Annotated in this window: 7 protein-coding genes and 2 pseudogenes; 3 read left to right on the forward strand and 6 right to left on the reverse strand. The window is 71.3% G+C overall.

Features of this window, described 5'->3' with window-relative positions; genetic code table 11:
• Positions 1–21: 21 nt before the first annotated feature.
• Positions 22–255 (reverse strand): annotated as a pseudogene (locus tag ABD332_RS56070) (transposase); the annotation flags it as partial.
• A 119-nt stretch (positions 256–374) separates the two neighbouring features.
• The gene (locus tag ABD332_RS56075) at positions 375–1,232 is read right to left on the reverse strand and encodes a hypothetical protein (protein ID WP_344514669.1); all 858 of its coding nucleotides are present in this window, start codon (positions 1,230–1,232) and stop codon (positions 375–377) included.
• 542 nt (positions 1,233–1,774) lie between these two features.
• On the opposite strand from ABD332_RS56075, the gene ABD332_RS60365 reads away from it, so the two are divergent.
• A complete protein-coding gene (locus ABD332_RS60365) occupies positions 1,775–2,023 on the forward strand; it encodes an effector-associated constant component EACC1 (RefSeq protein WP_425552461.1) in 249 nt (82 codons plus the stop codon).
• A 55-nt stretch (positions 2,024–2,078) separates the two neighbouring features.
• On the opposite strand, the gene qcrB is transcribed toward ABD332_RS60365, so the two are convergent.
• Positions 2,079–3,704 carry a cytochrome bc1 complex cytochrome b subunit gene (gene qcrB / locus ABD332_RS56080; RefSeq protein WP_344514671.1) on the reverse strand — a complete coding sequence of 542 codons (1,626 nt, stop codon included), beginning with the start codon at positions 3,702–3,704 and terminating at the stop codon, positions 2,079–2,081.
• A gap of 460 nt (positions 3,705–4,164) precedes the next feature.
• Positions 4,165–5,088, reverse strand: a complete 924-nt coding sequence (locus ABD332_RS56085) for a hypothetical protein (protein WP_344514673.1) — start codon at positions 5,086–5,088, stop codon at positions 4,165–4,167.
• Between the two features lie 203 nt (positions 5,089–5,291).
• Between ABD332_RS56085 and ABD332_RS56090 the strand changes: the two genes are divergently transcribed.
• Positions 5,292–6,071 (forward strand): Calx-beta domain-containing protein, encoded by a 780-nt coding sequence (locus tag ABD332_RS56090; RefSeq protein ID WP_344514675.1) that lies wholly within the window; start codon positions 5,292–5,294, stop codon positions 6,069–6,071.
• Here the strand turns inward: ABD332_RS56090 and ABD332_RS56095 are convergent.
• Positions 5,961–9,119 (reverse strand): BTAD domain-containing putative transcriptional regulator, encoded by a 3,159-nt coding sequence (locus ABD332_RS56095; protein WP_344514677.1) that lies wholly within the window; start codon positions 9,117–9,119, stop codon positions 5,961–5,963. The two genes, ABD332_RS56090 and ABD332_RS56095, sit on opposite strands and share 111 nt — an antisense overlap.
• 162 nt (positions 9,120–9,281) lie before the next feature.
• Here ABD332_RS56095 and ABD332_RS56100 point away from each other — a divergent pair, with 162 nt between their 5' ends.
• Positions 9,282–10,154, forward strand: a complete 873-nt coding sequence (locus ABD332_RS56100) for a hypothetical protein (RefSeq protein ID WP_344514679.1) — start codon at positions 9,282–9,284, stop codon at positions 10,152–10,154.
• A 61-nt stretch (positions 10,155–10,215) separates the two neighbouring features.
• Here the strand turns inward: ABD332_RS56100 and ABD332_RS56105 are convergent.
• Positions 10,216–10,951: pseudogene (locus ABD332_RS56105) on the reverse strand (hypothetical protein); the annotation flags it as partial.

The raw sequence follows: 10,951 nt of genomic DNA on the forward strand, positions 1-10,951 counted from the left end.
ACCAGGCCCCCTGGAGCAGTCGCCGTAGCCGCAGTCCGAGACCGCTGGCGGCATCGCCGGGCCCCACTGCTCGATCATTCCGTCGAGCATGTTCAACGCCAGGCGCCACTTCTCCCGGTGCCGTACGTCGTCGCCGATGCCGGCCCGGACCCGCTTTCTGGCGGACCGCGGCCGCCTTGTCGGAGGTCGCTGCCGTCTACTGCGACATGCGCATCTGCCGCGTCTGGTGCGCGAAGGCCAGCTGGATTTCGTCACAGTGGGCTTCCGGCGCTTCCCGCCACCGGTGGCCTGACATGCCGATGTGCGCGCACGTGATCATGGCTGAACAATGCAGTCGGACCAGCCTCTGTCCGCGGACCTTCTCTCCGTCCGGATCAAGGGCCTGGTGGAGGGATGTATTGACCGTTGGCCTCCAGCTCGTGGGCCGCCCACTGTTGAATGGGTCCTGGCCAGTCCCGCCAGGAGATGAGCGTCAGCCTTGCACGCGAGTTTGGCTTACCAGTCGCAGCCAGCGCGCGGATGCATCGTCGAGCGAGGGACAGATCCCCATCCGCGTACACGAACTGTCCAACCAGACGTTCCAGCAGCTCTGCGTCGTCGTCGTACCTGAGCTGTCCGAGCGCATCCACGAGGTGTCCGGGGTGGGGCGGTCTGGCATCCGAGTCAAGCACCTCGCACAACAGTGGGGCGACGTTCACGAGCGCGGCGGCAGCGGCAAGCTGGACGATCGCGTCGAGCTCCTCCCACCGTGCCTCGACCGCGAGCCGCCTCACCATGCCAGGCGCCGCCTCACCAAACTCCGGCACCTGGGCGAGCACCGCACGGGCGGCCTCTGCGTCCACAGGGGCGGGCGGTAGAACGCGCAGCACGCTGGCGGCCAGGCGGTCCATCCGTTCTGGGTCCGCCACCGATCGGTCAAAGGGTCGCGGGCCGCGTACTTCACAGGGCGGCTCGCCCCAGTTGCCGACGTCCCACGGGATGTCCCGCCACGGCGACGCAATCCTGCCGGCCGCGATCAGGGCGCGGGACTCGCGATCGTTGCGGTACGCGAGCGGAATCACCGTCAGCGGCAATGTTTCGCCCGTCGACCGAGATCGTGCGGACTCCGGCCTGCTCCCGTGCCGAGGACCCGGGCCTCCGGCCATCCACTCAGCCAGTGTCACCTCGTAGTCGCCCCAGGACGTGCCGAGCACGACCAGCACATCGTCCAGATCCCAGGTACCACCGGTCACAAACTCGCAGCGTACTTCGCCGTGGCGGGTAGGTCATCCTCAACCGAGCCGGGGCCTACTGCCTCGCAACGGGTATCCGCTCATGCCGCGATCCGGGCGCGTTCGGCACCCTACATCGGGGTCAACGCGAGGATGCCCCGGCCGAATGGCCGGGGCACCCTCGATCATCTATTCAAGCGCGAAACCAGCTTCCACGATCAGTGATCGGCCGGTAGCGGTGTGCTTTTGCAGTTCTGTGACGTGCCCCCGGCTAGAGACAAACCTGCACGGCTCGATCGCGGCTTCGTCTATGTTGAGCTGGGCACATAATCGGCCTGACCTGGGATTCGCCTCGCTGATGCAGTTGCAGGTTGGTGCTTCCGGACCCTGCTCCGTTCCCTCGCGATCGGGACGTTGAGGCTCGCGGGTATGGCTCTCGTTGTGCCGGCAACGACTGCCCGCACTCATCAGGAGCCGATGAGCGTGCACCTGATCTTGGTTGACGTCCTCGATCTCCGCGCTAGGTATGTGGTCGATATTGATCGATCAAATTCAATGTGGAGGTGTGGTGTTGGCCGCTCAGGTTGGTTGCTCGGGGCGCTACCGACGGCTTGGTGGCGGTGCTGGGACCGGCCGGCATCGGTGCGTTTGCCACCGCGCTGGTGCAGCGGTTGCGTACCCGTCGTGCCGACGTCGAGGTGAGCAGACCGGACGGCACCTCGATGAAGGTTTCGGCGAAGCACGTCCAAGCGCTCACGGGCGTCGCGGTGAGTCCGCTCCGCCTTGCAGACAGGATGACAATAGCTGGGTAACGGGAAACTGCTACGCCCCAGATCTGTGAGAGCCGAGCGGTGAGACCCCTCCCGACTACTCGACCTTGTGGCCCGTGATGATCTCCTCGCGCTCTTCGAGTTCGCGCCGGGCCGACTTCGGCGGGGCGGCCTTCTCGATCGGGAACCAGAAGCCCCTCACCGGCGGGGCGAGCGCGCCGACGCGGTTCATCTTTTTCGGCACCACCCAGCCGGCGTACTCCGGGCCGTGCTCCTCCTCGGCGCCTCGGCCGTCGCCGGCCGCCGGGAGCGGCTGGTGGATCTCAACGAAGCGGCCGTCCGGCAGGCGCCGGATGATGCCGGTCTCGATGCCGTGGACCAGCAGCTCGCGGTCGTACTGCTGCAGACCCAGCGCGATCCGGTACGTCACGTAGTAGGCCAGCGGCGGCAGGATCAGGATGCCGATACGCCCCGCCCAGACGATCGCGTTGAGGCTGATGCTGAACTTGTCGGCCACCACGTCGTTGCCGCCGGAGGCCAGCAGGACCATGTAGAAGGCGATGGCCATTGCCCCGAGCGCGGTGCGGGACGGGTTGTCCCGCGGGCGCTGCAGCAGGTTGTGGACAGCCTTGTCCTTCGAGAACCGCTGCTCGATGAACGGATAGAATATCGACAACATCGCCAGGAGACCGGGCAGCACAACCGTGGGCCAGAAGATCGGCGGGAGGGTGTAGCCGTTACCGAACAAGTGGAACCGAATCTCCCACGCCGGGAAGAGACGGGCCGCGCCGTCGAGGAACATGACATACCAGTCGGGCTGGCTCGCCGCCGAGACCACCGCCGCCTTGTACGGGCCGAACAGCCAGATCGGGTTGATCTGGAAGAGGCCGGCCAGCGCGGCCATCATGGCGAACACGATCATGAAGAAGCCGCCGGCCTTGGCCGCGAAGCCGGGGAACATGCGCACGCCGACCACGTTGTTGTTGGTCCGGCCGGGGCCGGGCCACTGCGTGTGCTTCTGCTTCACCAGCAGGCCCATGTGCACACTGATGAGCGCGAGCAGCATGCCGGGGACCAGCAGCACATGCACGATGTAGAGCCGGTCGAGGATCACCTCACCCGGGAACTCACCCCCGAACAGCGAGGTGGTCACCCAGGTGCCGACGATCGGGATCGACAGCATGATCGCGCTCGCGATGCGCAGGCCCGTGCCGGACAGCGCGTCGTCGGGCAGCGAGTAACCGGCGAAGCCCTCCAGGAAGGCCATCCAGAACAGCAGCATGCCGACGATCCAGTTGGCCTCGCGCGGCTTGCGGAACGCGCCGGTGAAGAACACGCGGAACATGTGCACCACGATCGCGGCCACGAACAGCAGCGCGGCCCAGTGGTGCATCTGCCGCATGAACAGGCCGCCGCGCACGTCGAACGAGATCTGCAGCGTGCTGTTGTACGCCTGCGACATCTCCACGCCGCGCAGGGGCGCGTAGCTGCCGTCGTAGACGACCTCGCGCATCGACGGGTCGAAGAACAGCCCAAGAAAGGTACCGCTGAGCAGCAGCACGACGAACGAGTAGAGCGCGATCTCACCCAGCAGGAACGACCAGTGGTCGGGGAAGACCTTGTTCATCAGCCGCCGCAGCGGGGTGGCCGCCTGGAACCGCTCGTCGAGCGCCCCGGCGGACTTGGCCGGCAGGGCCCGGACGTCGGTCTTGCGCCGTTTCATGACCACTCCCCGAGGGCTGGTCTGACCGCAACTTTTGTAGTCCCTTTCGGGGCTTGCGTACGCTCCAGCGGACTGGGACGTAAGCCTCGCCTGAGCAGGGCCACAGGCGCTGACGCCAGCACCAAACCCCGACGACGCCGGACTGCTCAAGCAGCCACAATGCCGCAATCGCCATGACAAACCACACCAGTAGCCGCCACCCGGCGGTGTTCAATATCCCCGCTTGCCAGGCTGCGATCGCTCCTGCGTCGGGTCTTGGGGTTCGTTTTGGGGCTGCTGCGGGTCTACCACGACACACCTCCCGTGATCGGAATGCGACCCCGGCTACATACATTCTACGAGGTCGGCCCCACCTGAAGCTCCTCGCGGACGTGGTTGAGTACTGCCCCACCGCGGCCGTCAACGGTCCATCGCACCCTACAAGATCAAGCGTCCTGTATTGCCGAAGTGAGGATGCGGTTCAGGTCGACCGGTCCACGCGAGGTATGACCGGATCGATGGGTTGAGCTGGGCTGTTCTCGGCCTCGTACCAGTCGGCGACGTTGAAGACGCTGTGGCAGCTACTGCAGGTTGCGTCGCCGAACAGGTACGTCAACCCGTCCGCGAGGATCGGATCGCCACAGGCGACGGCGGTTTCGTGCATCCATCGCCGGAAACCGTGAAGGGTCTCCGGTTCCACCGGATGTAACGGGGTACGCAGGATGTCGCCCTCGTCGTGATCGCGGATCGCCGCATAGTGGCCGTAGTCGCCGATCACGATCATCAGTGGCGTCGCGCAGTGCGGGCAGTGGGTCCGGTAGTGCTCGTCGGTGAAGTCGAGGCTGATCGTTGCCCAGAATGTGTAGCCGGCGAGCGCACACGCGGCCTGGAACGACCGCAGCAGTTGGCCACCGGACATGCTCGGCAGCCGGGACGCGGCCAGCCGGTGCAGGGTGGCGAGGGCGGCCGGGTTCGCCCGTACGAGATCGTCGTCTCGGTGATGCCGATGAAGCGTCATCGCGATCATTGCGGCGAGGTCGATCGCATGTGCACGGTGTTCCGCGGCGCCGGAGTACGCCAAGGCGCTCAACCGCGGCAGTGCGGCGAAGCCGGCCGAGTACCAGCACTCCGCCTCGACGATGAGCAGCTTGTCGAGTCGCTCCCACACCTCGGTGCTCGGCTCCCGCTCCGCCCGATCCAGCAGCGCGGCGACCTCGACGCCCGGGTCTTGCAGCTGCAACCAATCGACCACGGCTACGAGTAAACACGACACAGGACAACCGGCGCGCCGCCACGTATGACCTTGTGTAAGGACAACGCGCACGCGTCCGCTCGTGCCGCGATCCGCACGGGTGCCGATCGTCGGGTTGAACGAGAGGATGCCCCGGGCAGTTCGCCGGGGCATCCTCGATCGCTCAAAGCGCGAAGTTGGCATCCACGATTAGTGACCGGCCGAACGCGCTGCGGTTTTGCAGTTCTGTGACGTGCCCCCGGCAGGATTCGAACCTGCGACACACGGTTAGGAATCCGATGTCCGCGCCGGGCAGGGAGACCGGCAGGCAGCCCTCCACAAGCTCGGCACAAGGCCGGTGGCTGAGGATGCGGTGCATGACGCCAAGACTGAGGCAGGCACTCACCGCAGGTGCCGTCGTGTCCCTCGCCGTCGCGGTCGCGCCGGCACCGCCCGGGCGGAGCGCCGCCGCCGAGCCCTGCCGGCGCACGGTCGACGTCCAGCCGATGGTGACGGCCGGGGAGCGGGCCGGCACGCTGACGTTCGTGGTGGAGTCGGGCGGGTGTGCCGCCGCCGGCGAGGTCGGGTACACGGTGACGGCCGGCAGCGCCCTGCCGGCGGCCGACTTCGCGCTGGCGGGCGGGGTGCTGCGCTGGGCCGCCGGTGACACCGGCGAGCGGTCGATCGTGGCGAGGATCGCCGACGACCAGATGCGCGAGGCCGCGCTCGAGGACTTCACCGTGCGGCTCACCGCGGCCGGCGGCGGGGTCGTCGTGCGGCACGGCACGGCGACCGGGCGCATCCTCGACGACGACGGGCCCGACCTGGGGTGGGCCGCGGACGACGCCGTCGTGCCCATCGTGCCGATGCTGGGTCACGGGTACTTCTGCCCGCCTCCGCCGCCACCGCCGCCGAGGCCGCCGCTGACCTACGTGTGGCAGACCGGCGACGGCACGGCCAAGGCGGGCGTCGACTACGTCGCGGTCGCCGGCCGGACGCAGACCGTGCCGGCCGGGGCCACCCGGGTCCCGTTCGAGGTGACGCTGCTACCGCGCCCGGCCGGCACCCCGAGCCGCTGGTTCACGGTGCGGATCGTCGCTGTCTCGGCTGGCGTCGTCGTCGACGCGGAGGCCGTGGTCACCATCGACGGTCCGTAGGTGGGCCAGGACGACGGACTCGAGGTGCCGGTCGGCGAGCTCGCGGGCGAGCGCCAGGGCCCGGCGGAACGAGGTCGCGGCGGCCGCGCGGTCGCCGCGACCCAGGTGGGCGAGGCCGATGAACCTGAGCGTCTCGGCCTCCACGCCCCGGGCGCCGATCCTCCGCCGGATCGCCAGCGACGCCGTGAACTGTTCGAGCGCGCCCTCGTGGTCGGCGGCGGCCAGGTGGATCTCGCCGAGACTGGTCAGCGTCAGCGCCTCCATGGGCGCGTCACCGATCTCGCGGGCGAGCGCGAGCGCCCGGCAGAGGTGCTCGCGCGCGAGGTCCGGCTCGCCCATCCGGGTGTACACGTGACCGAGATTGTTCAGGGCGAGGGCGACACCCGGCAGGTGGCCGTCCGTGCGGTGCAGGTCCAGTGCCTGGCCGAACGCGCCCGCCGCCGCGTCGAGCCGGCCCAGCTCGCAGTGGGCCACGGCGATGTTGTTCAGCGCCAGGCCCTCGTTGCGCCGGTACCCCACGGCACGCAGCAACGCGAGCGCCGCCGGTAGGTGCTCCAGCGCCTCCTCGTGCCGTCCGGCCGTGTTCAGGGCCATGCCGAGCAGGCCGCGCAGCAGCGCCTGCGCCGCCAGGTCGTCGGCGCGCCCGGCGGCGGCCAGGCCTTGGCGGTAGGTCTCGAGCTGCTCGGGCCAGCAGCCGCGCAGCATGTGGAAGCCGGTCAGCAGATAGGCCAGCTGCCAGGTCGCGCGGTTGTGCCCGTGCTCGGCGGCGTGCCGGACCACAGGGAGCAGGTTGGCTCGTTCGGCGTCGAGGAACGCCAGGGCGTGGCCCCGGTCCAGCGGGAACGGCACCTCGACCGGCGGTTCGGCGGCCACCGCCCCGGCCCGGTCTCGCGCCGGGTCGCAGACGCGGTTCGCGGCGTCGGCGGCGACGAGGTACCACTCGACGATGCGCCGGTCGGCGGCAGCCGCGTCGTCCGGCCCGGCCCGTTCCGCGGCGTACAGGCGGATCAGGTCGTGGAACCGGAACCGGTCACCGCCGGTGTCCGCGATCAGATGCGCGCCGAGCAGCTCGCCGAGGGCCTGCCGCGCCTCGGGTTCGCGGACGCCGGCGACGGCGGACGCCAGCGCGGCGGTGAACGTGGCGCCGGGGTGGCGGCCCAGTCGGCGGAACACGCGTGCGGCCGGCGGGCTCAACGCCTCGTAGGCGCTGGTGAACACCGTCCGGACGCTGCGGGAGTCGCCGGGGACCGCCAGGGTGGCCAGCCGGTCGGCACCGGCGAGCGCGGCGACCAGCTCGGCGATCGGTCGCGGCGGATGGACGGTCAGCTTGGCCGCGGCGATCCGCAGGGCCAGCGGCATCTGGCCGCACAGCTCGACGAGCGCGGCGGCCGGGCCGGGCTCCCGCGCGACCCGTTCGGTGCCGATCACGCGGCCGAGCAGGGCCAGGGCCTCACCGGCCGCGAGCACGTCGAGATCGACGAGGGTGACCGCGTGGTCCATCGTGAGGCCGGTCAGCTGGTGGCGGCTGGTCACCAGCAGCCGGCTGCCGGCCGACGGCGGCACCAGCGAGGTCACCTGCGCCGCAGTCGCGGCGTTGTCGAGCAGGATGAGGACCTGGCGGTGGTGCAGCACCGACCGGTACAGGCCGAGCAGCGCCGCCGGGTCGGCCGGGATCTGCGCGGCCGGCACGTCGAGCCCGAGCAGCAGCAGGGCCAGCGCCTCGGCGGCCGGCGTCGCGGTCGCCGGGTCGTGACCGCGCAGGTCGAGGAAGAGCTGCCCGTCGCGGAACCGGCCGGCGGCCCGGTGCGCCCACTGCACGGCCAGGGCGGTCTTGCCCATGCCGGCCGGGCCGCACACCACCCCGACCTGCGACGGGCCGCCGAGGAGCCCGTCGAGTGCGGACAGCTCGGCGGTGCGCCCGACGAAGTGGCCGACCCGCGGCGGCAGCTGTGCCGGGGTGGTCACCCCGGGCTGGGGGACCTCGAGATCGAGCACCGGGGACCGGCGCAGGACCGACGCGTACAGCGCCGCCACCCGCGGACCGGGCTCCACCCCGAGCCGCTCCGCGAGCCGGCCGCGCAGCCGCTGGTACGCCTCGATGGCGTCGGTGTGCCGGCCGCACCGGTACATGGCGAGCATCGACAGCTCGACGAGCCGCTCCCGCACCGGATGGGTGACGAGGGCCTTCTCCAGCTCGTCGACGGCGGCGGCGTGCTCGCCGAGCCGCAGGCAGGCGTCCCACAGGTCCTCCTGCGCGCTGAGCCGCAGCTCGTGCAGCCGGCCCATCTCGGCCGAGACCCAGCCCACCGGGTCCGCGTCGGCGAGCGCCTCGCCGCGCCACAGCGCCAGCGCCAGGCGCAGGCGGCTCGCCGCCTCGGTCACCTGACCGGCGGCCAGCGCCCGGCGGGCCTCGGCGGCCCATCGCTCGAAGCGGTGGGCGTCCACGTCGTCGGGCCGGACCGCGAGCAGGTACCCCGGGCCCCGGGTGAGCAGCACGCCCGGCAGCCCGCACGCGTCGAGGGACTGCCGGACCCGGGCGACGTGGCTGTACAGCGTGGCGACGGCGGTCCGCGGCGGCGCCTCCGCCCAGAGCGCGTCGAGCAGCCGGATCTGCGTGACGACCCGGCCGGCGGCCAGCGCCAGCACGCCGACCAGGGCCCGCTGGCGCGCCCCGGACAGGGCCGTCGAGCCCTTCGGCCCGGCCACCTCCAGCGGTCCGAGCAGCCGCACCTCGGCCCGCCGCGCCGGCTCCTGGACCCGGACCGGCCCGGTGGCCCGGCGGCGGTGGTCCTCCGCGCGGTCCCGCGCGGCGGCGAGGACGCCCTGCTCGGCGGGGGAGGCGCCGAGCAGCCGGACGAGGACGTCGAACCGGTCGACGGGCGGCAACGACTTGCCGGAGAAGTACTGCGCGACGATCCCGAGCGACCAGCCGGTGGCCGCGGCGAGGTCCCGGTAGGTCAGCTCCGCGCCGCCCCTCCGCCGGGCCTCCCGTCGCCGCAACTGGTGCAGCATCCCCGGAAGATCCGGCGCAGCCTGGTCGTCCGCCATCGACCGTTCATAGATGGACATAAGGCTTTCTGGCAAGGCGTCCGCGCAAACCCAACAGTTCAACAATGTTCAACCGTCGATGTTCAGCAGGGTTCAGGTTCGGCGGCGCGCCCGGGCGGCCGGGCCCACCGTGGTGGCACACCTCAACTGGAAGGGGCACCGATGAACATCCACCGACGCCTGGCCACCGTGGGCGCGGGCGCCGTCGTCGCGGTCGCCGCCGTCGTCCCGCTCGGGCCGGCACCGGCTTCGGCCGACCCGGCGGGTCTGGTCACGGTCGGCTTCACGACGGCCGCGAACAGCAGCGACAAGACCTACTCGAAGGCCTGCCCGGCCGGCACCGTCGTCACCGGCGGCGGCGGGTACCTCACCGCCAACCCGGCGGCCCAGGGCTGGGTCGGGCTCGACCAGCTCGAGCCGAACGCCGACGGCTCGGGGTTCACCGCCACCCTGCGCGAGGTCGACACATACGCGGGCAACTGGTCGCTGACGGTGAAGGCCCAGTGCGCCGACCCGCTGCCGGGCTGGCAGCGCATCAGCGCCACGTCGGCCGCCGCCACCACGTCGGCCGCCGCCACGACAGCGTCCTGCCCGGCGGGCAAGAGCGTGATCGGCACCGGCGCCAAGGTGAACAACGGCCAGGGCGAGGTCGTGCTGGACGACATCGTCCCGTCGGCGACCCTGAAGTCGGTGACCGCCAGGGCGTACCGCGTCCCGGGCAGCGCACACAGCGGCTGGACCCTCACCGCGTACGCCATCTGTGCGAACACCCCCGCGGGCCTGCAGCTGGTGTCGTGGGACACCGGCCCGCTCGCCAGCACGGCACACCAGTCGCTGAACTGGCACTGCGACGAGAGCACGGGCCCGAAGGGCACCTTCGGCGGCGGGTTCGCGATCGACAGCGGCCAGGGCAACGTGCTGCCGTCCGTGCTGAACGTCTACAGCAGCGACGACATGTCGGCGGCGGCCGACGAGTTCCACAGCGGCTACGCCGGCAACTGGAACCTGACCCTCTACTTGATCTGCGGAAGCTAACCCGAGTGGAGGTGCCCCGCCGGGGTGCGGCCCCGGCGGGCACCGTCGCTCCGTCCTCCCGCTACGGGAACTGCAGCATCGCCGGGTCGAGGGCGAGCGCCGCGACCTGCTGGGTCGTGAACGGCAGGGCAGGCAGCGCGGGCCGGACAGCCGCCGGAGTCGCCTCGGCGGTCGCCATGCCCTGGCTCGCGATGACCGACAGCGACCCACCGGTCAGCCGCCGGGTCGCGGCGATGTGCACGCCACCCTCGTCGATCCAGGTCCGCACCTCGACGCTGACCCCGCCGGCCGTCACCACCGAGCACGACGGTGGCGGGCAGTCCTCCGCGACCGGGTTCGCCGTTGCCCAGATCGACGCGGTGATCAGCCCTTCGGCGCCGCCCTGCCGCAGGAACACCCCGGCGAACGCCACGCTCAGCTGCCAGTTGGCCGGTGCGGGGACCCGCTCGTTCGGCAGCACCACCGTCGGGTCGACGCCCTCGTCGTAGCTGACCGGGTAGTCGGCGGTGGTGTAGCCGGCCGGGACGGCGGCCATCAGCAGCCCGCGCATCGTGGCGCCGTGGGTGTACGCGGCGCGGGCGGCCGGCAATGGCGCCGCGACCACCGGCGCGGGGGAGGGCCCCGTGGCCAGCACGGGCGGCGGCTGCTGCGCCGGCACCGGCGCGGGTGCCGGCCGCAGCGCGAGCGCGGTGCCGCCGCCGGCGAGCGCGACCGCCAGCGTCGCCACGCCCGCCGCGCCCACGGCCCGGCGCCGGGCGGGGGGCCGCCGGGCGGGCGCCAGCACGGTCCGGGCGTCC

It is taken from the genome of Dactylosporangium maewongense (assembly GCF_039531485.1).
Taxonomy (GTDB): domain Bacteria; phylum Actinomycetota; class Actinomycetes; order Mycobacteriales; family Micromonosporaceae; genus Dactylosporangium; species Dactylosporangium maewongense.